The 21351-nt window shown below is 59.5% G+C and carries 19 protein-coding genes; 6 read left to right on the top strand and 13 right to left on the bottom strand.

Features of this window, described 5'->3' with window-relative positions:
- Positions 1–49: 49 nt before the first annotated feature.
- Positions 50–1186, top strand: a complete 1137-nt coding sequence (locus tag VBE63_RS00430; RefSeq protein ID WP_323681013.1) for a YibE/F family protein — start codon at positions 50–52, stop codon at positions 1184–1186.
- A gap of 341 nt (positions 1187–1527) precedes the next feature.
- Here VBE63_RS00430 and speD read toward each other — a convergent pair whose 3' ends face one another.
- Positions 1528–2361 (bottom strand): adenosylmethionine decarboxylase, encoded by an 834-nt coding sequence (speD, locus tag VBE63_RS00425; RefSeq protein ID WP_323681012.1) that lies wholly within the window; start codon positions 2359–2361, stop codon positions 1528–1530.
- A gap of 105 nt (positions 2362–2466) precedes the next feature.
- Positions 2467–2889: an OsmC family protein gene (locus VBE63_RS00420; RefSeq protein ID WP_323681011.1), complete on the bottom strand. Its 423-nt coding sequence runs from the start codon at positions 2887–2889 to the stop codon at positions 2467–2469.
- A gap of 114 nt (positions 2890–3003) precedes the next feature.
- Here VBE63_RS00420 and crp point away from each other — a divergent pair, with 114 nt between their 5' ends.
- Positions 3004–3657, top strand: a complete 654-nt coding sequence (crp, locus tag VBE63_RS00415; protein WP_416274484.1) for a cAMP-activated global transcriptional regulator CRP — start codon at positions 3004–3006, stop codon at positions 3655–3657.
- A 53-nt stretch (positions 3658–3710) separates the two neighbouring features.
- Here the strand turns inward: crp and trpC are convergent, their stop codons facing one another.
- The 7 genes from trpC to rpmH all read right to left on the bottom strand — a co-directional run bounded on the left by trpC (position 3711) and on the right by rpmH (position 9730).
- Positions 3711–4514: an indole-3-glycerol phosphate synthase TrpC gene (gene trpC / locus VBE63_RS00410; RefSeq protein WP_323681009.1), complete on the bottom strand. Its 804-nt coding sequence runs from the start codon at positions 4512–4514 to the stop codon at positions 3711–3713.
- Complete coding sequence (gene trpD, locus VBE63_RS00405) at positions 4511–5539, bottom strand: anthranilate phosphoribosyltransferase (protein WP_323681036.1); 1029 nt, start codon at positions 5537–5539, stop codon at positions 4511–4513. The genes trpC and trpD overlap by 4 nt, the downstream gene beginning before the upstream one ends.
- Positions 5540–5680: 141 nt before the next feature.
- Positions 5681–7078 (bottom strand): tRNA uridine-5-carboxymethylaminomethyl(34) synthesis GTPase MnmE, encoded by a 1398-nt coding sequence (mnmE, locus tag VBE63_RS00400; RefSeq protein WP_323681008.1) that lies wholly within the window; start codon positions 7076–7078, stop codon positions 5681–5683.
- Positions 7079–7124: 46 nt separating this feature from the next.
- Positions 7125–8843: a membrane protein insertase YidC gene (yidC, locus tag VBE63_RS00395; protein ID WP_323681007.1), complete on the bottom strand. Its 1719-nt coding sequence runs from the start codon at positions 8841–8843 to the stop codon at positions 7125–7127.
- A gap of 19 nt (positions 8844–8862) precedes the next feature.
- Positions 8863–9156 carry a membrane protein insertion efficiency factor YidD gene (gene yidD / locus VBE63_RS00390; protein WP_323681006.1) on the bottom strand — a complete coding sequence of 98 codons (294 nt, stop codon included), beginning with the start codon at positions 9154–9156 and terminating at the stop codon, positions 8863–8865.
- Positions 9157–9158: 2 nt separating this feature from the next.
- A complete protein-coding gene (rnpA, locus tag VBE63_RS00385; RefSeq protein WP_323681035.1) occupies positions 9159–9581 on the bottom strand; it encodes a ribonuclease P protein component in 423 nt (140 codons plus the stop codon).
- A 14-nt stretch (positions 9582–9595) separates the two neighbouring features.
- On the bottom strand, positions 9596–9730 hold the full coding sequence (gene rpmH, locus VBE63_RS00380; RefSeq protein ID WP_323681005.1) for a 50S ribosomal protein L34: 135 nt from the start codon (positions 9728–9730) through the stop codon (positions 9596–9598).
- A gap of 367 nt (positions 9731–10097) precedes the next feature.
- Here rpmH and dnaA point away from each other — a divergent pair, with 367 nt between their 5' ends.
- The 4 genes from dnaA to gyrB all read left to right on the top strand — a co-directional run bounded on the left by dnaA (position 10098) and on the right by gyrB (position 16752).
- Positions 10098–11438, top strand: a complete 1341-nt coding sequence (gene dnaA, locus VBE63_RS00375; RefSeq protein ID WP_323681004.1) for a chromosomal replication initiator protein DnaA — start codon at positions 10098–10100, stop codon at positions 11436–11438.
- 194 nt (positions 11439–11632) lie between these two features.
- Positions 11633–12754, top strand: a complete 1122-nt coding sequence (gene dnaN / locus VBE63_RS00370) for a DNA polymerase III subunit beta (RefSeq protein WP_323681003.1) — start codon at positions 11633–11635, stop codon at positions 12752–12754.
- Positions 12755–12763: 9 nt separating this feature from the next.
- On the top strand, positions 12764–13813 hold the full coding sequence (recF, locus tag VBE63_RS00365) for a DNA replication/repair protein RecF (RefSeq protein WP_323681002.1): 1050 nt from the start codon (positions 12764–12766) through the stop codon (positions 13811–13813).
- Between the two features lie 533 nt (positions 13814–14346).
- Positions 14347–16752, top strand: a complete 2406-nt coding sequence (gene gyrB, locus VBE63_RS00360; RefSeq protein WP_323681001.1) for a DNA topoisomerase (ATP-hydrolyzing) subunit B — start codon at positions 14347–14349, stop codon at positions 16750–16752.
- A gap of 70 nt (positions 16753–16822) precedes the next feature.
- Here the strand turns inward: gyrB and VBE63_RS00355 are convergent, their stop codons facing one another.
- From VBE63_RS00355 to glyQ, 4 genes are all read right to left on the bottom strand, one after another.
- Entirely contained in the window at positions 16823–17599 is a 777-nt protein-coding gene (locus tag VBE63_RS00355; protein WP_323681000.1) for a lysophospholipid acyltransferase family protein, read from the bottom strand.
- A 12-nt stretch (positions 17600–17611) separates the two neighbouring features.
- Complete coding sequence (gene gmhB, locus VBE63_RS00350; RefSeq protein WP_323680999.1) at positions 17612–18157, bottom strand: D-glycero-beta-D-manno-heptose 1,7-bisphosphate 7-phosphatase; 546 nt, start codon at positions 18155–18157, stop codon at positions 17612–17614.
- Positions 18158–18266: 109 nt separating this feature from the next.
- Entirely contained in the window at positions 18267–20360 is a 2094-nt protein-coding gene (gene glyS / locus VBE63_RS00345) for a glycine--tRNA ligase subunit beta (protein ID WP_323680998.1), read from the bottom strand.
- Positions 20357–21286 carry a glycine--tRNA ligase subunit alpha gene (glyQ, locus tag VBE63_RS00340; protein ID WP_323680997.1) on the bottom strand — a complete coding sequence of 310 codons (930 nt, stop codon included), beginning with the start codon at positions 21284–21286 and terminating at the stop codon, positions 20357–20359. The genes glyS and glyQ overlap by 4 nt, the downstream gene beginning before the upstream one ends.
- Positions 21287–21351 lie beyond the last annotated feature (65 nt).

Below are 21351 nucleotides of genomic sequence, written 5' to 3'. Positions count from 1 at the left end.
GCTACGCCGACATCGCCCTTTCCTTTGCACTGTCCTGCGGATGCTCTTCATGTTAAGTGCGCGCCGAGAATGGCAATTCTCCATGGCGATTGCCGCCATCTCTTTCATTTTATTCTTCATCAACCTCGCCCCACCAGGCCGGGATGATGGCGGCCGGCACGCGCGCGCTGTAGTGACAGCCGTCGATGATCAACATGTTCGCACTAATCAAATCGTCAAAACTGGCTTTCAGGTCTTGCGCGTTGAATTACTCAGTGGATCGCAGAAGGGCCAGACCATGACGGTCACCAATCAGTTGACGGGCAAATTGGAGTTCGACGAACTTTACACAGGAGGCAGCCAGTTATTGATTGAATATGGCCTTGAGGAGGGGCAGCCCGCACATGGCATGGCCCGCGGCCATTATCGCATACACTGGCAGGGACTCCTGATCGGACTCTATGTGGTGCTGCTGGTGCTGGTGGCCGGCGTGACAGGGCTGAAGGCCGCCTTGTCGTTTCTGTTCGCGGCCATGGTGCTTTGGAAGCTCTTCTTCCCGCTGCTGCTGCTGGGCTTCGCGCCGGTGCCGACGGGATTGGTCATCGTCGCGGTGCTGACCGCAGCGGTCACCTTCTCGGTGGGCGGCTTGAACCGTCGCGGACTCACCACCTTTATCGGCTCCATGCTGGGCGTGACGCTGACGTGCGTCCTCGCCGTGGTCTTCGCTGAATCCTTCCGGCTGAATGGTGCCGTGCGCCCCTTCGCCGAGTCCTTGCTGTACAGCGGCTATTATGACTTGCGCCTGACCGAGATCTTTATCGCCAGTGTCTTCATTGCCTGCTCGGGCGCGGTGATGGATTTGGCCATGGATATCGCCGCCAGCATGGAAGAAATCAAACTCGGCAATCCTGGCATCGGCTTTTTCGCTCACCTCGGGGCCGGCTTTCGGGTCGGGCGTGCGGTGGTCGGCACCATGACGACAACCCTGCTACTAGCCTACTCGAGTAGCCACATTTTTATGTTTATGCTTGTGATGGCCAAAGGGTTACCTGCCGCCAATATTCTCAATGCTCCCTTCGTGTCAGCCGAAATCCTGAATATTCTCGTAGGTAGTTTCGGTCTGGTCACGGTCGCACCCTTTACGGCCGTGGTCGCCGCACTGTTGTATCGCTCTGGGAAAACGGCACCAGCAGGATCAAAACTTTAGCAGCGAAGGCTGCTTCTTCGAGGAAGCAAGGACTTGGCCTAGTACAAATTGGCAAATTTATCCAATAGTCAATCACGGACGATCCGTAACAGGTGAACGCTCGCCAGCACCATCTCAGATGTGAAATCTTGAATTACCGTCTAGCCTGCTGTTGGCAAGGGGCTACGCTGATTTTGATGGGGGTCAAGTCAGCCAAAAGTGCCGATTCCATCTGCACAACCATCGGGAAAGGCCGCGCGCAACACTCGCTCAGCATGGTCAGGCTAGAACGGATTTGCCCTAGGCTTATAGAGCTAGCAGGCTTGATCGGACAGACGGGGTCTGAACCTCGCCGCGGAGGCTCAACAGCTAGGCGTCTTCCAGGTCGCAATTTCTCGCGAGAGATTGCGACCGTAAAAGATCTCCATCATTTCGCGCCGCACCAAACGCTCGATGCGCTCTTGCTCCTTCTCCGAGAGATCGCAGGCGGTGATGCAAAAAAGATAATCGTTCAGATCAAAGTGATTAACGACCATCTTGGTGTGAAATAGATTTTCTTGATAGACGTTGACGTCGATCATCTGAAACCGATCCTTGGTATCGCGCGAGAGATAGTTTTGGATCGAGTTAATGTTGTGATCGATGAAGTGCTTACGGCCGCCAACATCGCGAGTGAAGCCCCGCACCCGATAATCCATGATGACGATATCGGACTCAAGCGCATGGATCAGATAATTCAGCGCCTTGAGTGGTGAAATCAGGCCACAGGTCGAGACATCGATATCAGCCCGAAAGGTACTGATGCCGCTATGCGGATTGCTCTCCGGATAGGTGTGAACAGTGATGTGGCTCTTGTCGAGATGACCGACGACTGCATCGGGGAAGGGGCCTGGCGTCGCGGCATTGGATACCTTTTCCTCCCGTGCCGCCTCTTCCGCGATCAACATGGTCACCGATGCGCCTTGGGGCTCGTAGTCCTCGCGCGCGATGTTGAGAACGTTGGCGCCAATGATATTGGCGACATCGGTCAGGATGCTCGTCAGCCGCTCCGCATTGTAGGCCTCATCGATGTACTCGAGATAGGCTTGGCGTTGCTCGGCCGTGCTCGCGTAACAGATATCATAGATATTGAAGCTGAGAGACTTGGTCAGGTTGTTGAACCCTTCGAGCTTCAAACGTTTTTTGATCTTCGGCATCTCTATTCCCAAACCACGGGTCGATTCCCAAACCACGGGCGTGCGGATGATGACGCCGGGCTGTGGAGGGTTGCAAGGATGACCAGAGCTTGAGACAAGAGGCGATTAAGAAGCCACCTCACGCAGCTCGTAGTCATGGGTTATCGTCGCCGTTGCGCCAAGCATGATCGATGCCGAACAGTACTTTGTCGCACTCAGCTCGACCGCGCGCGCAACGCGTGCCTCACTCAGGTCGCGGCCGCTGATGATGAAATGCGCATGGATCTTGGTGAACACCTTCGGATCGCTGATACTGCGCTCGGCGCTCAGCTCGACGACACAGTCGGTCACTGCTTGACGCGCCTTGCGCAGGATCAGCATGACATCGAACTGGGTGCAGCCACCCATGCCAAGCAATAACATCTCCATCGGCCGGGGCCCTAGGTTACGCCCGCCAGCCTCGGGCGGTCCATCCATCACCAGCGCATGACCGCTGGACGATTCACCGAGCATCGCCGTCCCTTCGATCCACTTGACGCGTACCTTCATGCTTTCTCCTCTTGGGATTGTGCGCACCTGCCGTGATGGGCGCGAAGACTAACATGAATCTGGCAGGGGCCAAGTCTTGGTAGACTCAGGCCAGCCAATGCCAAGAGAGGGGGTATTCCGATGCTGAGTCAGCCACCGCATGAGCCAGCCTGGCTCAAGCCGTTCTTGAGCCACTGCCACACGAAACACTACGAGAAGCACATCGACTTCATCCGCCGTGGCGAGCCGGCCGAGAGTCTCTATTATCTAATCAATGGCTCCGTCACGGCATTGATCGAAGACGACGACCGGCATGAGCTGACCTTGGCCTACATCAACAAGGGAGAATTCGTCGGCGAAATGGGACTGTTCCAATCCCTGACCACGCGCAGCGTGATCGTGCGCACGCGTGAGCCTTGTCTCATTGCCGAGATCAGTTACCTGCGGATGCAACAGTTACTGCGGCGCGAGCTCAGTGAGCACGCCCTCGGCCTCCTGTTCGCAATCGGCGGGCAGCTCGCTCAGCGCCTAAAGCAAACCAGCCGCCAGGTCGGAGACCTTGCCTTCCTCGATGTGACGGGCCGCATTGCAGGCGCACTGCTCGAACTCTGCAAGCAACCAGATGCGATGACCCATCCAGACGGCATGCAGATCAGGATTACCCGTCAGGACATCGGCCGCATGGTGGGCTGCTCACGCGAGATGGCGGGTCGGGTACTCAAAACCCTGGAAGAAAAGGGCCACATCAGTGTCGCGGGCAAGACCATCGTCGTCTTCGGAACGCGCTAGCATGGCTTCCAGCCGAGGCAGGGCCCCGGCATCATTAGCGCATCAAGCTTGCTTTATGCTGGCGCGAATAGGGCGGACAGCGTCTTTCCTGGGTCCGGAGTGCGCATCAAGGACTCTCCGACCAAAAAGCTGTGGATGCCATTGGCGCGCATCAGTGCAACCTCTTCTCGGCGATGGATGCCGCTTTCAGTGATCAACAAGCGATCCGCTGGAACTTGATCTTTGAGGCGCAAAGTGGTCTGTAGATCAACCTCAAAGCTGCGCAGATCGCGGTTGTTGATGCCGAGCAGGCGGCTGGGAACGGCCAGCGCCCGCTCTAGCTCCTCAGCGTCATGGACTTCAATCAGCACATCCAGGCCAAAGTCTTGAGCCTGCGCCGCCAGTCCGCTGAGGGTGGGATCATCAAGGCAGGCGGCAATCAACAGAATGCAGTCGGCCCCCATGGCGCGCGCCTCGGCCAACTGATAGGCATCGATGATGAAATCCTTGCGGATCACTGGCAGCCGGCAAGCGGCACGCGCCTCGACGAGGTGTTGGTCATCGCCTTGGAAGAAATCTCGATCTGTGAGCACGGAGAGGCAGCTTGCGCCTCCCTCGGCATAAGCGCGCGCGAGCTCAGCGGGATTGAATGCCTCTCGGATCAGCCCCTTGCTTGGACTAGCCCGCTTGATCTCGGCGATCACTGCCGCACTGCCTGAGGCGACACAACGCTGCAGCGCATCTGCAAAGCCGCGCGCTCGGGGCATATCGGCGGCTCGACTCTCGAGCCTGCGCTGCGAAACCTGCTGCTTGCGCTCGGCGACCTCTTCGCGCTTGCGCGCGACGATGCGTTTGAGGATGTCGGGGATCTCGATCATTGCGGCCATCGCGTCTTTGACAAGGCGATCAGGGCGTCGAATTTTTTGCGCGCGGCGCCAGTCCTGATGACCTCATCCGCGAGTCGAACACCATCGGCAAGGCTCGTCACAATGTCGGCCGCATAGATGGCAGCCCCGGCATTGAGGACGACAATATCCCGAGCAGCTCCGGGCTGATTGTCGAGCACCGCGGTCAGCAGGCTTAGGCTCTGAGCAGGATCTTCAACCCGGATCGCGTCCAGCGAGCTATGCTGCAGCCCAACATCTTCGGGCGCGATGCTGTAGCGGCTAATCACGCCCTCCTTGAGCTCAGCAACCTCGGTTCGCGCTGCAATGCTGATCTCGTCGAGTCCATCGCAGGCATGCACGACCAAGACATGCACAGCACCCAGTCGCTGCAAGACCTCAGCCAAGGGAAGCAGCAGCGCTTGCGAGAATACCCCGAGGAGTTGATGGCGTACGCCGGCAGGATTGGTGAGTGGGCCTAGGATGTTGAAGAGGGTGCGGATACCCAGCTCACGACGGGGACCGATCGCAAATTTCATCGCACCATGATGGGCCGGTGCGAACATAAAGCCGACGCCAACCTCGCGCACGCAGTCTGCGACCTGCTCAGGACTGAGATCTAATCGGAGCCCCGCGGCCTCTAACACATCTGCCGCGCCCGATTTGGATGACACCGAGCGGTTGCCATGTTTGGCAACATGGCATCCAGCCGCTGCGGCCACAAAGATACTGGTGGTCGAGACATTGAAGGTACCGGAGGCATCACCGCCGGTGCCAACAATATCCACCGCATTCGGAAGCTCGCCAAGATTGACCCCGCTCGCCAGCTTTCGCATCACCGCGGCGGCAGCCGTAATCTCGGTCACGGTCTCGCCTTTCAGGCGCAAGGCCACCAAGAAGCCCGCAACCTGTGCCGGGGTCGCCTGACCGGTCATGATGGCGTCCATCGCTGCCGTCATGGTCGCATTGTCGAGATCCTGGCCATCAACCAGCTGGGCGATGGCCCGTTTCATCTCCATCGGTGTGTCACCGCTTGTCATCGCGATTGGACTCCTCGCTAAAGGCAATCAGCAGGTTAGGATAAACCATTCGATGCGCAGCTGCGGGTCGACCAGCGCTGCGGAACGCATCGAGCTCGGGTTTCAGGCCATCCTTGGCGATTATTTTCCGATGCAGAACTCACGAAAAATGCGCCCGAGCAGCTCGTCTGAGCTGACCTCGCCCGTGATCTCGCCAAGTGTACGCTGAGCCAAGCGCAGGTCCTCCGCCACCAGTTCGGGCAGAGGACTCGCCAGCGTCGCTTGCTCGGCCCAGACCCGACGCGCCTGTTGCAGAGACGCCAAGACCTGTCGCAATGCCTCGACATGGCGTCGGCGCGCCGAGAATGCACCAGCATCCGCACCTCGATAGCCAGCCACGGCCTTCAGATGCGCCCTGAGATCATCCAGCCCGGCGCCAGTCACTGCTGAACAGCTAAGCTCGGTATGGCCTTCCGCCCTGAGCATCAGGCCAGCGGGACGCCCGCTGAGATCGATTTTATTACGCAAGACCGTCACAGGGATCGTCGGCTCCAGCTCGAGCTCGGCAAGCTGGGCTTGCAAGCAGTCGGCTTCGCGTTGCTCGGTATCATCCATCATCAGCAAGAGATGATCCGCCTGCTGGATCTGTGCGCGTGCGCGCCGAATCCCTTCTTGCTCGACCGGATCGCTCGACGGGCGCAGCCCAGCCGTATCCACGAGCCGTAGCGGCAGGCCCTCGATCTGGATCTCAGCGCGTAGCAGGTCACGCGTGGTGCCGGGTATCGCTGTCACAATAGCCGCATCGGTGCCAGCAAGGGCATTGAGCAAGCTAGATTTTCCGGCATTTGGTGCGCCAGCGATGACGACCAGCAGGCCATCGCGGATCAGCTCAGCTTGCTGTGAGCTTGCAAGCAAGGCTTCGGTGGAGGCCATCAGCGTTGCAAAATCGGCGTCAGTGATGGGCAGCGCATCCAGTTCGTCATCCGGGAAATCGAGCGCAGCTTCGATGAGGGCGCGCAGTCGAGTCAACTGCTCGACTAGCACATGCACCTGGCGCGAGAAGACGCCCTGCAGACTGCGATTGGCAAGCCGAACCTGAGTCGCGGTAGCGGCCTCGATCAGATCAGCGATCGCTTCTGCCTGCGTCAGATCCAGCTTGCCGTTGAGGAATGCGCGCTCGCTAAACTCGCCTGGACGCGCCTGGCGTGCCCCTAATTCCAGCACGCGCTCCAAGAGCAGATCGAGCACCGCTGGACCACCATGGCCCTGGAGCTCGATCAGGTCTTCGCCGGTGAAGGACGCTGGTGCAGGAAACCAGAGCGCGAGGCCCTGATCGATAGCTTCGCCCTGCGCGTCGACAAAATCCCTCAGGACCGCTTTCCGCGGGCCAGGAAGCGGCCCGATGATCGCTGTTGCGATGGACCCCGCCCCTGGTCCGGAGATCCGTAGGATGCCGATGGCGCCGATACCAGGGGCGGTCGCAACCGCCGCGATGGTCTCGCTAGGACTGCTGAGCGAAACCGCGTTGGCTAGTTGCACCGGGGGCTAAGGCGGTTCAGGCATGGCAGGCTGCCTGCGCTGACCATCATTTGGATTTCTTCGGGCTGCGGTTGCCGCCCTGGCTTGCGGCCTGTTCGACCTTCCGGGTGATGTACCACTGCTGCGTGATCGAGAGCAGGTTATTGGTGGTCCAGTACAGCACCAAGCCGGATGGGAAGAAGGCGAAGAACACCGTGAACACGAACGGCAGCGCCATGAAGATCTTGGCCTGCATCGGATCTGGCGGCGGCGGATTCAGCTTCTGCTGCACGAACATGGAGACACCCATGATCAGCGGCAGGATGTAGTAAGGATCGGGTTCCGTGAGATTGTCGAGCCAGAGAATGAAGGGCGCATGCCGCAGCTCAACGCTCTCAAGCAACACCCAGTAGAGTGCAATGAAGACGGGGATCTGGACCAAGATCGGCAAGCAGCCACCGAGCGGATTGATCTTCTCCTTCTTGTACAGCTCCATGAAGGCCTGATTCAACTTCTCCTTGTCGTCGCCATAGCGATCCTTTAGCGCCTGGATGCGCGGGGTCAGCTTGCGCATATTGGCCATCGACTTATAGCTAGTCTCGGATAGCTTGTAGAAGGCCCCCTTGATTAGAACCGTCAGGATGATGATCGCCCAGCCCCAGTTGCCGACCACTGAATGGATCGCGTTCAGGAGCCAGAAGATTGGCTGGGCGAGGATGGTCAGCCAACCATAGTCGACTGCAAGCTCAAGCCCAGGCGCGATCTCGGCGAGTCGATCCTGCAACTTCGGCCCGGCGAAGAGCTGACTCTCGAAGGTATGACGACCGCCGGCAGGAATGATGACCGATCCTGAATAGGCACCGATGATGTAACGCGTCCCCCCGTCGACCACCTTCGTGTAGAAGGTCTCTTCGACAGCCGCGGGCGGAATCCAGGCCGCCATGAAATAGTGCTGGATCATCGCCACCCAGCCATCGGTAATGCTCACGTCCAGCGGACGCTTGGACATATCAGCGAAGGATTCCTTCTTGTATTTGGTCTCCGGTCCGTAGTAGACGCCGCCGGTATAGGTATGGATGAAGCTCGACTTGTTCGGATCGTACAGCTCGGTGCGTTGGAGCTGCTCGTATTCGCGGACACTGATCGGCGCCAGGGTGTCGTTGATGATCTCCTGACTCAGATGCACCAGGTAGCGACCCCGCTCAAAACGGTAGCGCTTGACCACCTGAAGACCAGCCTCGTTCTGCCAGAACAGCTCGACTAGAAGTTCATTCTCGCCCTCGGTCAAGCGGTACTGCTGCTGCGCCGGCGTGAACAGACTGTCATGGGTCGGCAGCCCGTTATCGGGTCCGCCAAGCAGTCCTGACTGGGCGATGAAGAGATTGGGCGTCGTCGCCTTTAGCAGCTGGAACGGTCGACTGGGATCATCCGCTTCTTGCTGATAGTCGAGCAGATAAAGCGCCTGGATGGTCCCGCCTCGCGGCGAGATCTCGGCCCGCAGTACATCGGTCTCGACCACAATCGGCCCAGCCGCGAGCAGCGTCCCTGCCGCGGCGCCTGAACTTGATGCGCTGGGCATCGTATCAATGGTCGGGGCCTCGAGGGCAGGTGCATTAGGTGCATCAGCCGGCGCCCCGGACCCATCGGCGGCCGTGCGACCGCCAAAGGGATCAGTCTCGGTCGAGACTACTGGCGGCGGCGTCCCGTAGTCCTCCACCCAAGCCTGATAGATCAGAAACAGGACGAAAGCGAGAGCCAGGATCAAGATCAGGCGCATGTTTTCCATGAGGGGGAGACGACTTGCGCTAGCGGTTAGTGGGTGTATTAGTGGGTGAAGGAGAAGAAGTCTTGGCGTCCGCGTCCGAAGCCTTGCTTGATTGCTTACCTGGTCGCGGAACTGGATCAACGCCTCCCGGGTGCCAAGGATGGCACCGCAGCAGACGCCTGATGCCGAGCCAACCGCCCCGCAACACGCCGTGGTGCTCAACGGCCTCGATCGCGTACTGCGAGCAGGTCGGGTAGAACCGGCAGTGGTTACCCAGTACGGGGCTCAGCACCCATTGATAGGCTCGGATCAAGCCGCGCACGAGCCGGTTCATGATCATCGCTGAAACCGCTCCCAATGTTTCATCAAAGAGGCATACAGCGTTGCGTTGTCCGCATCAACGGCAGCCCGACGACAGAGCACGACGATGTCCAGGCTCCTGAGCGAGCCTCGGGCTTGGCGGAAGCTCTCGCGGATCACACGCTTGATCCGGTTGCGAGCAACGGCCCGCTGAGCACAGCGCTTAGCGATCGCAAGCCCAAGCCGCGCGCTTCGCCCTGCAGAGGAACTCGGCGGTGGTGGGCGCCCCAGCACACTGAAGTACTGATCGCTTGAACGCTGCGGAGCAGCAAAGACCCAGTCAAAGGCTTCAGTACTGAGGAGCTTGGCAGCACGCGGCAGGCCAAGCCCTGGAACTCGCGCCGATGGTTCAGCCGCGTGAGCATCGTCCGTGGAAGCGCGCGATGGGCTGGCTGACAAGACGGCTAACAAGACTAGGGGGTCAACCGAGCCCGGCCTTTCGCACGACGCGCTTGCAACAGTTTACGGCCATTGCGTGTGGCATTGCGTGCTCGAAAGCCGTGCGTCCGCGCCCGCTTCAGACGACTGGGTTTAAAGGTCTGTTTCACGAAGAGGTCTCCACGGATGTGACCCACAGCTGTTGGGTCAAACGATGATGATCAGCCACTTGAGACGGCGCTCGCCGATCGACGCGAAAGCGCTGCGTCTCAATGATCGGTCCACCGAGAGGGCGGAGAAGGCCGGCGCTACGATAATTCAGCCGCGAGTACCGGGTAATCCAAGCGGACTCGCGAAGGAAGACCGCCCATATTAGAACGCTGGAAGGCTTGGGTCAACGTCTATGCCGAGGTCTCGGCATCAACAGGATCGAAGTCGGGCTGTGGATAAGTGTCGGTCAGCAGTCTAGACTGATCGATTGCCTTAGCGGCCACGCAAGCCGCTGGATTCATCACGCATAAAACGAGGGGATCGGCGATGCCGAAGCTCTGGGACCAGTGTACGAGCCTGCTCAAGCAGGATCTCACTGACTCTGAATTTAACACCTGGATCATGCCGTTGCAGGCGAGCGTGGAGAAGGGACGGCTCAGGCTCTTCGCGCCAAACCGTTTCGTCAAAGACTGGGTCAAGCAGCATTACGAAACGCAAATTGCCTCGCTCTGCCGAGCGGTCAGCGAGGGCCAGGTCGAGCAGGTGAGCTTCGAGATCGGGGCACTGCGCAACCAGCAGAGCAGCGAGGAAGCCGCCCTCAGTCGCACCGAGGCGGCTGGCCAACAGCTCTTGGAGCAGCGGCGCTCTAATGCCGGACTCAACCGGACCTTTAACTTCGACACCTTCGTCGAAGGAAAGTCGAACCAAATTGCCCGCGCTGCCTCGATTCAGATCGGCCAAAACCCCGGCACCGCTTACAACCCGCTGTTCGTCTATGGCGGTGTTGGCCTGGGTAAGACGCATCTCATGCACGCCATCGGTAATGCCATCCTCGAGGCCAATCCGGAGTCGCGGGTCATCTACGTGCACTCGGAGCGTTTCGTCTCGGACATGATCCGGGCGCTGCAACACAACGAGATCGATAAATTCAAGCGGTTGTATCGACGCGTCAACGTCCTGCTGATTGATGATGTGCAGTTCTTTGCGGGCAAGGATCGTTCCCAAGAGGAGTTTTTCCACACCTTTAACGCCCTGTTCGAGGCGCAGCAACAGATCGTCCTCTCGAGCGATCGGTTTCCGAAAGAGGTGAGTGGGCTCGAAGAGCGGCTACGCTCACGCTTCGGTTGGGGATTGACCGTCGCGATTGAGCCGCCAGACCTCGAGACGCGGGTCGCGATCCTCAACAGCAAGGCCACCTTGATCGGAGCCGATCTGCCCGAGGATGTCGCATTCTTCGTCGCCAAGCGCGTGCGCTCCAACATCCGCGAGCTTGAGGGCGCGCTGCGTCGGCTAGCGGCCAATTCCCGATTCCTCGGGATGCCGGTCACCGTCGAGTTCGCGAAAGAGGCGCTGCGCGACATGCTCGTCGCGCAGGATAAACAGGTCTCGATCGAGAACATCCAAAAGGCCGTTGCCGCGCACTACAAGATTCGCGTCAGCGACCTGCTGTCCGCTAGCCGCTCGCGCTCCGTCACCCGGCCGCGGCAGGTCGCGATGACGCTCGCCAAAGAGCTGACGAAACACAGCCTGCCCGAGATCGGCAAGGCGTTCGGCGGACGGGATCACAGCACCGTCATCCATGCCGCGCGCAAGGTCGCCGAACTCCGCTCAGGCGATGCCATGATCGAGGAAGACTATAAGATCCTGTTGAGAACCCTGCAGAATTAGCTGTGCAAAACCTGTGGCCGATGTTCAGGGTCGAGACCATCCACAGCTCATCCACAACAAGCAGGACCGCTGTCAAACAACTTCGCTAACTGACTAGCTGTTTGTTTTCGCGCCTTTTTTTGTCATTTTGCTTGGTTATCCACTAAGCTTATTACGACCATTATTCAGATATTTCACTCTAAGAGTAATAACAGATGAAGATTTCGGTTGATCGGTCAGTTCTGCTCCCTGCGTTATCGGTTGTGGGAGGGGTCGTCGAGCGTCGGCAAACCTTACCGATTCTTGGCAACTTGTTGCTTCATGCCGAAGATGGGTTATTGCGATTGAAGGGTACTGACCTCGAGATCGAGATCAATAGCACCGCGGTCTGTGAGGTTGAGGAAGCAGGGTCCGCAACCCTGCCAGCGCGGAAGTTGATTGACATCTGCCGATCCCTGCCCGATGGCACTCAGGTCCAGATCAAGGTGCAGAGCGAGCGGGCGAGTTTGGTTTCGGGGCGCAGCCGATTCATGCTGAGCACCTTGCCCGCGGCCGATTTTCCATCGATGGAGGTGCCAGCACCCGAGGTCTCGCTCGAGATCGAGCATGAGGTGCTGCAGCGGCTGTTGGAGAAGACCTCGTTCGCGATGGCCCAGCAGGATGTGCGCTACTACTTAAACGGGGTGCTTCTTGAGCTCTCCGTTGATCGCGCCGTTGCGGTTGCCACGGATGGGCACCGGCTGGCGAAGGCTGTTGCGGCCGTTGACGGCGGATCTGCTGAAACGACGGGGCTCCGTGAAGAGCCGCGACAGGCAATTATCCCCGGCAAGACCGTGCTTGAGTTAAAACGCCTGCTTGGAGCTGCTCCCGAACGCGTGCGGCTTGAATTATCCGAGCGCGCGCTCCTCGTCGATCTGGGCAAGACCCAGTTGGTCTCGAAGTTGGTCGAGGGTCAGTACCCGGATTACAACCGCGTCATCCCGGCTGACCTGGAACGGCTAGCGAGCATCGACCGTGATCGTTTGAAAGGCGCTTTGCAGCGCACCTCGATCCTGTCGAACGAAAAATATAAAGGTGTGCGGGTCAGTTTCGAGGCGGGGCGGCTATTACTGCAGACCCAGAATCCGGAAAAGGAGCAGGCAGAGGACGAGATCGAGATCGACTACAGCGGAGAATCAACCTCCGTGGGCTTTAATGTCGCCTATGTGTTGGACGTGCTGGCCGCGGTTGATGCCCCTACCGTTGAGGTCCGTTTCAAGAATGCTGAGAGCAGTGCCGTCTGGCAAGGGGTGGGGGCCGAGGATGAGGTCTTCGTCATCATGCCGATGCGGCTCTAAGACGGTGCCGTGCTCAAACAACTTCGGGTGCACCATTTTCGGAATCTACATGAGGTTCACCTTGAGCTGGGTCCCGGCGCGAACTGGCTGATTGGCGCTAACGCTGCGGGCAAGACGGCGTTGCTCGAGGCGATCTACTGTTTGAGCCGTGGTCGCAGTTTCCGTGGTCGCCGGTTTGGGAGTGTGATCGAGCGCGGGTCAACTTCGGCGCGAGTTGAGGCTTGGCTAGAACAATCATCTATGGATGCAAGGATGCGATGGATGAGCCAACAAGGCACGCTGATCCGCGAGCCCGAGCGGGGCGCCGACACCCAACTGCCGGTGCGATTGATCTGTGAATGGACTCACGCGCTTGTTGATGGTGAGCCCTCTCTGCGTCGGCGATTCATCGATTGGAATCTGATGCTGTGGGATCGATCGGCGGCTGCCGCCTTCTCGCGGTTCCGCCGGGTCGCTGCACAACGGAATGCCTGGCTACGCTCAGGTGGCCCTGGTCGAGCCGTCTGGGATCAGCCTTATGCCGAGGTCTTAGCCGATATCTCCCATCGGCGAGCAGGATTCTTTGATGCCATGGCGCAAGGGTTTGCCAAGATAACGGCGGAGGAAGACTGGTTCACTGAGGTTGAGCCTCGCTGGGATGCCGGCATTCCAGAGCCTGAGGAACTGATCCTTAAGCTTGAGGCGATGCGTTCAGCAGATCAGGAGCGCGGATTCACCTATCTTGGGATCTCGCGTGCGGATTTTTCATTCCGTGTCGATGGGCTGAGATGGATTGGCTCACGTGGGCAGGCCAAGGTGCTGGGTTGCATGCTCCAGTTAGCTGCAGAGCAGCTCGTTCGCAGCCAGAATGGCGTGAATGCCTTATGGCTCGTGGATGATCTCGATGCCGAGTTGGCCCCTGACTGGACCCAGCGGTTGGTGACTTTACTGCGGCGTCAATCTTCCCAGATCCTCTTCACAGCATTGCCGGGCAAGATGTCAGTCAGCGGCTGTCGAGCAGAGGAAGACCGGATGTTCCACGTGGAACATGGGGCCGTCACTCGTACGCAATGGGCGTAGGTGGTCGCATCCGATGCCTGATGTTCCACGTGGAACAGGGAACCATCACGCGTGGAGCAGACTGACGTGCTTGGGACCGTTCGGTCTAGCAGTCAGCGAGCGGCTGCGGTGCAGAAGATGCGCCTGATGTTCCACGTGGAACATGAAACATGAGCCGCCGCCCGTTGAGCGAGCTGACCCGCTGAAAGCCGTTCGGGCAAGATGGGAGTGAGTGGCTGTCGAGCAGAGGAAGACGCGATGTTCCACGTGGAACATGCGGCTGCCGCCCCAGGAGCAAGGGAATGGCCTGTGATAGAGGCTTCTGCAGCCCCTAAACAGTCGTGATCTGTGTATAATCAAACGGTTCTGGCGCTAAGCAACCACAGACTGCGGGCTGGAATTGATGCCGCCGACCGGGTGAGCTCAGTCGCACATGCCGCTGGCGCGCTGGCGCCGCTACAACCTGCCTTCTCCTGAGACTCCTGGCCCGCTGGCTCAGTTGCCTTGTATCTGGGCTTGGTCCGTCTTGTCTATCACCACAGATCTCCCTGCGTATGAGCTACGATTCCTCAAGCATCAAGGTTCTTCGAGGCCTTGACGCTGTCCGCAAGCGGCCCGGAATGTACATCGGCGATACGGATGATGGGACAGGCCTCCACCACATGGTGTTCGAGGTTGTCGACAATGCCATCGACGAAGCCCTTGCCGGTCACTGCACTGAAATCCTCGTCACCATCCATGCGGATGGGGCTGTCTCGGTCATCGATAATGGTCGCGGTATACCCGTCGACATCCACCCCGAGGAGAATCGATCCGCAGCAGAGGTCATCATGACGGTCCTCCATGCGGGCGGAAAGTTTGACGACAATTCCTATAAGGTCTCTGGCGGCTTGCATGGCGTCGGCGTCTCGGTCGTCAATGCGCTCTCGGAGTCGTTGCGCTTGCGCATTCGCCGCGACGGCATGGCCTACGAGCAGGAGTTCGCGCTCGGCGTCCCGGTCTATCCTCTGCGGGAATGCGGACCTTCCGATAGCACGGGGACCGAGGTCTACTTCAAGCCCTCGGCGACCATCTTTACCGATCTCGAGTTTCACTACGAGATTCTTGCCAAGCGTTTGCGTGAGTTGTCGTTCCTGAACTCAGGGGTGCGGATTCGACTGAAAGATGAGCGTACCGATCGCGAAAATGTCTTCGAGTATCAAGGTGGCATTCGGGCGTTCGTGGAACATCTGAATCAGAATAAATCGCCGATCCATCCAAGTGTCTTCTACTTCACCGCCGAGCGCAGCGAGATCGTCACCGAGGTGGCTCTGCAGTGGAACGATGCGTACCAGGAAAACATCTTTTGTTACACCAACAACATCCCACAGCGGGATGGCGGTACCCACCTGGCCGGCTTTCGTGCCGGACTCACGCGGACGCTCAATCAGTACATTGAGCGGCAACAACTCGACCGAAATCAAAAAACCCGACCCGTCGGTGATGATGCACGCGAGGGCCTGACAGCGGTCGTCTCGGTCAAAGTGCCTGATCCGAAGTTCTCTTCGCAAACCAAAGACAAGCTGGTGTCTTCCGACGTCAAGCCGGTGGTGGAGGCACTGCTGAGCCAATACCTCGACATGTTCCTGGAGGAGAATCCCTCGGAGGCGAAGATCATCGCCAATAAGATGCTTGATGCCGCTCGCGCGCGCGAAGCGGCCCGCAAGGCGCGCGATATGACGCGGCGCAAAGGGGTTCTTGATATTGCTGGCCTTCCTGGAAAACTGGCGGACTGCCAAGAAAAGGACCCCTCGCATTCAGAGCTCTTCATCGTCGAGGGCGATTCAGCAGGGGGATCGGCAAAGCAGGGCCGAGATCGCGCCTTCCAGGCGATCCTGCCGTTGAAGGGCAAGATCCTCAATGTCGAAAAGGCCCGCTTCGACAAGATGCTCTCATCCGCAGAGGTCGGCACGCTGATTACAGCCTTGGGCTGCGGCATTGGTCGTGAGGAATATGATCCGAACAAGCTCCGCTACCATCGGATCATCATCATGACCGATGCCGATGTCGACGGCGCCCATATCCGGACGCTCCTGTTGACCTTCTTCTATCGGCAGATGCCGGAGCTGATCGATCGCGGTTATGTTTACATCGCGCAGCCACCGCTCTACAAGATTAAGCGGGGCAAGCAGGAAGACTACCTGTTGGATGATGCGGAAATGAGCGCCTCGCTGCTGCGCACTGCGCTCGATAACGCCACCCTCTATGTCGAGCCGGAGGCGCCGCCGATCAGCGCGGTCGGGCTCGAGGCGCTGATGACCGACTATCAGGTGTTTCGGACGATGCTAGTCCGTCTGTCGACCCGGCATGATCTGAGTTTTCTGACCGAGCTCTTGAGCATGCCCCGCCTGACCGCGGAGATCCGGGTCGACGCACAAGGTCTTTCCGCTTGGGCTGAGCAATTGGAGCAGCTGCTCCGCGCGCAAGCCGGGCCGGCCATCGATTACCAGATCAAGCCCATCCAGCGCGACTCGGAGACGCCGACGGGCCTCGCAGTCATCCGTCTCGTCCACGGTATTCCTGAAACGCGCGAGCTGTCCCTCGACTTCTTTGATTCAGCGGATTATCGGCGCATCGCGACCCTTGCTGACAAGCTTGCAGGTTTGCTCAAGCCCGGCGCCCGCATTGTGCGTGGCGAGCGGAGCCGCGAACTGCGCTCGTTCGGCGAAGCCTATGACTGGCTGCTTGCCGAGGGTCGGCGGGGATATCACATCCAGCGCTACAAGGGGCTAGGCGAGATGAATCCAGACCAGCTCTGGGAGACAACGATGGACCCGGATAGCCGCCGTCTGCTCCGAGTCACCATTGAAGATGCTGTGAGTGCCGATCAGATCTTCACCACGCTAATGGGAGAGCATGTCGAGCCTCGGCGAGAGTTCATTGAGCAATATGCGCTCGATGCCGCCAATATCGACGTCTAAAGCAGGGGGCTGAAGCAGGCACTGTCGCTTGTCGCTTGCCGGGCCTGACCGGCCGCGACCATGGCTCGCATCAAGGGCGACTGACCGTCCTGGCTGGCGAAGTGCCATGACCCTGATGCTGATTGGTCGCTTCCTTTGCAAGCAGCAGCGCCTTGGCTCGAATCCAGTCTTCGGCCAAGGCGTTAATACGATCGGCGCTCAACCCCTGGGTCGGGATTGGCGGACCAATTACCACGTCGATGATTCCCGGCCGCTTCTGCAGCGGCTTGCGGCCCCAGAAGTAGCCCGCATTGTGTGCGATTGGCACAACTGGCATGCCAGTGTGGGCCGCCAGCATCGCCCCACCGACTCCAAAGCGCTTTAACTTGCCCGGGGCGACACGGGTGCCCTCCGGAAAGATCACGATCAGATGGCCCTCTGCAAGCCGTTTTGCGCCGACCGAGAGCAACTGTTTCAAGGCTTGGCGCCCCGAAGATCGATCAATCGCGATCGGTTGGAATAGCCTCAGCGCCCAGCCAAAAAACGGGATACGCAATAACTCGCGCTTCATGACCCAGGTGTGTGGGGTTGGGAGCAAGGGCCCCAGTGCAATGGTTTCCCAGGCTGATTGATGATTGCTGAAAATGATCTGACCGCAGCCGGGCTGGAGATGCTCTTGACCGGTCACGCGATAGCTCAGCCGGCAAAACCGGCACAGCGCCCAGAGCAGGCTGCGCTCCCAAGACAGTACCAGCAGGTGCAGCCGCGCAGTAGAGAAAATCGGGGCTAGGAAGAGCAGCAGCGTGCTGTAGATCACCACGCTCAGCCAGAGAAAGACCTCAAAGCCTAGGGCACGCAGGCGCTGCATCGCCGATCACCGTCACGAGGCCGGACCGAGCAGCGCATCCACAGCTGCGGACAGGTCATCAAAGACGGGCACATCCACAAGCATCGGCGGAAGCCGTTGCGCGGTCTTCTCTCCATTGCCCGTGCGCACGAGGATCGGCCTTGCGCCAACCGCGAATGCGGCATCAAGGTCTCGCTGCGAATCGCCAATCATCGGGGTGCCGATCAGTGGTACGCCGGTGCGTCGACGGATCTCATGCAAGAGCCCTGGCAAGGGCTTGCGGCAGTCGCAGTGGTTGCTGGGGCCATGATGGCAGAACGCAATGACCTCGATGCGGCCGCCGACGGCGCTCAGGCGTGAGCGCAGCACCTCATGGATTGCGTTGATATCGTCCAGATCACAGAGGCCGCGCGCAACCGCAGACTGATTGGTTGCGACGGCAACATTGATCCCGGCGTTGTTGAGCCGTGCAATGGCCTCGAGGCTACCGGGAATCGGCTGCCACTCTTCGGCGGACTTGATGTAGGCCTCCGAGTCGTAATTGATCACTCCATCACGATCTAAGATGACGAGCTTCATGTCGGTGCCTCTTTCAGCTCTGCGACTGCTTCACCTGTTGGGTGGCCTGCTAAAATGGCTAGATGCTTGCTTTTTAATATTCAATCTGCACGCATCTGCGGTGTCAGGGTTATGCCTGTAGTAGCGAGATATCCGCCACTCCGAGGAACAGAGTCTCTAGCTGGCTCAGCAGTGCGAGCCGATTGGCTCTGACCTTGGGCTCCTCGGCCATCACCATCACGCGCTCAAAGAAATCGTCAAGCGGTTCTCGAAGACTCGAGAGCTCGGCGAGGGCTTCATCGTAGTGATGTGCAGCAAGTCGTGCTTGCACCCGATCGCGCATCGCGGCAACGGCTGCCGCCAGCGATCGCTCGGCATCCTCTTGCAGGAGTTGCTGATCGATCTGCTGAGCGATCTCATCAGGCGAGACCTTGCGCAGAATATTACGCGTACGTTTATTGGCCGCGGCGAGCGCAGCAGCCTCTGGCTGACCACGGAATCGCTGAACCGCCTGGATTCGACGGTCGATATCCATGGGTTGGCTGAGCTCGAGCGCCAACACCGAAGCGATCACATCCGCATCAACAGCGCGTTCATCACCTGTGTCGGCGTAATAGCGTTTCAGGCGTTCAACGCAGTAGCCCAAGACCTCTCCAACGCAATCGCTGGCATTGAGATCGGCTGGAAAGTGAGCTGCCGCCTGCTCGAAGAGCAGGCGGAGATCCAGTGCCAAAGGCGTCTCGATCAAGATGCGTAGCACGCCGATTGCCGCCCGCCGCAGCCCATAGGGATCTTTGACGCCGGTTGGACGCTGCCCAATCGCGAAGATGCCGACGAGGGTGTCAATGCGGTCTGCAATCGCCACCACCCGCGCAAGGTCTGTCTCCGGAAGACGATCGCCCGCATGCTTGGGCCAATAGTGCTGCTCAATCGCAGTCGCAAGGATCTCCGTTTCGCCAGATCGCTCGGCATAGTAACGCCCCATCACCCCTTGCAGGCTGCCGAACTCACCCACCATTTGCGTCACCAGATCGGCCTTCGCCAAGCCTGCCGCATGGCGGGCCTGACGGCTATCAGCGCCAATCTCGTCGGCAATCCATTCACTCAGGGCCGCGATACGCTCGGCTTTCTCGAACAGGGTGCCAAGCCGATGTTGGAAGACGATCCCCCGCAGGGCCTCAACGCGCTCGCGAAGCGGGGTCTTCAGATCCTGTTCCCAAAAGAACTTGGCATCGGCAAACCGCGGGCGAATCACCCGCTCATTGCCCGCTCGGACCTGATCGGGCTCGCGGCTCTCGATGTTGCTCACGGTGATGAACGATGGCAGCAACTGACCAGCCTGATCGGTGATCGGGAAATATTTCTGGTTCGCCTGCATGGTCTCGATCAAGACCTCCGGCGGCACCGCGAGGAAACTGGCATCGAAGTGACCGAGCAAGGCCACCGGCCACTCGCAGAGGGCGGTGACTTCATCGAGGACGGACGCATCGATCATGGCGGTCCCGCCCGCCTCGGCCGCAAGCCTCTCGACCTGCTCGCGGATGGTCGAGCGTCTTGCCAAGAGATCGGCTTCAACGTAGGCGCCGCGCAGCGAAGAGCGATACTCAGCGGGCGAACGCAAAATCAGGGCGTCAGGATGATGGAACCGATGCCCGCGGCTGAGGCGATCGATTGCGATGCCAAGCACCCTCCCCGGCACCAGGGATTCGCCGAGCAGCACGCAGACCCAATGCACCGGCCGCACAAACTCGACGCTGCCGCTCCCCCAGCGCATCCGCTTCGGGATCGGCAGGGCCGCGAGTGCCTCGTCGATCAACTCCGGCAACAGCCTTGATGCGGTCTGGCCGCTGACCTGGTGCCGATAGCAGAGCCAGGCACCCTTCTCGGTCTCCTCGTGCTCTAGTCCGTCGACAGCGACACCGCAAGATTGAGCGAATCCCAGCGCCGCCTTGGTGGGGTTGCCATCAGCGTCGAAGGCGGCCTTCAGGGAGGGGCCACGTCGCACAACCTGTTCATCCGGCTGGCTCAAGGCGAGCGCGCTGACGATGACGGCGAGTCGACGCGGCGTTGCGAAAGCACGCGCTTCGCCATGCGCGAGCCGAGCCTCATTAAGGCGCTTCAACAGCCCATCACGGAAGGCGCTGGACAGCCCAGCAAGCGCGGAAGGCGGTAATTCTTCAGTGCCGATCTCAACCAAAAGATCAGCGGTGGTGTCACTGCTCATACGGCCTCCTCGGTGCGGGCATTGGCTGTGGCCATCGGGAAGCCTAGCGCCTCACGACTCTGGTAATAGGCCTCGGCCACTGCGCGTGCGAGCGTGCGCACCCTCAGGATGAAGCGTTGCCGCTCGGTGACCGAGATCGCGCCGCGCGCATCCAGCAGATTGAAGGTATGCGATGCCTTGAGCACCTGCTCGTAGGCTGGTAGCGGCAGACCCGCCTCCACCAAGGCTTGACTCTGTTGCTCGCAGCCGTCGAACAAGGCAAACAGCGCCTGGATGTCCGCCTGCTCGAAGTTATAGGCCGACTGCTCGCGCTCGTTCTGTAGGAAGACATCGCCATAGGAGACCGGGCCGGTGGCAGAGTCGGTCCAGAGCAGATCATAGACGCTCTCGACGCCTTGCAAATACATGGCGATGCGCTCAAGGCCGTAGGTGATCTCGCCAGTGACCGGACGGCATTCGAGTCCACCCACCTGCTGGAAATAGGTGAACTGGGTCACCTCCATGCCGTTCAGCCAGACCTCCCAGCCCAGGCCCCAAGCGCCCAGGGTCGGCGACTCCCAGTTATCTTCCACAAAGCGGATATCATGCACCAGCGGATCGATGCCGAGCTCACGCAGGGAGTCCAGATACAGCGTTTGGATCGCCTCTGGCGAGGGCTTCATCACCACCTGGAACTGATAGTAGTGCTGCAACCGATTGGGGTTTTCGCCATAGCGCCCATCCGTTGGTCGCCGAGAAGGTTGCACATAGGCCGCGTTCCAGGGCTCAGGGCCAATCGAGCGCAAGAAGGTGCCAGGATGGAAGGTCCCTGCCCCCACCTCCATGTCATAAGGCTGAAGGATCACACAGCCCCGCCGACTCCAGTAGCGCTCGAGTGTGAAGATGAGTTCCTGAAAACTGATGCGATCGCCCGACAGATTGCTCAACGCGGACTCCAGCGGCTGCTAAAACCCATCAGTATAGCGATTTCGGATCTTTTCCGACCACCGCA

It is taken from the genome of Lamprobacter sp., assembly GCF_034860625.1.
Taxonomy (GTDB): Bacteria; Pseudomonadota; Gammaproteobacteria; order Chromatiales; family Chromatiaceae; genus Lamprobacter.
The sequence above is the reverse complement of the archived record's forward strand: the minus strand, read 5'-3'. Positions and strand labels throughout refer to the sequence as shown.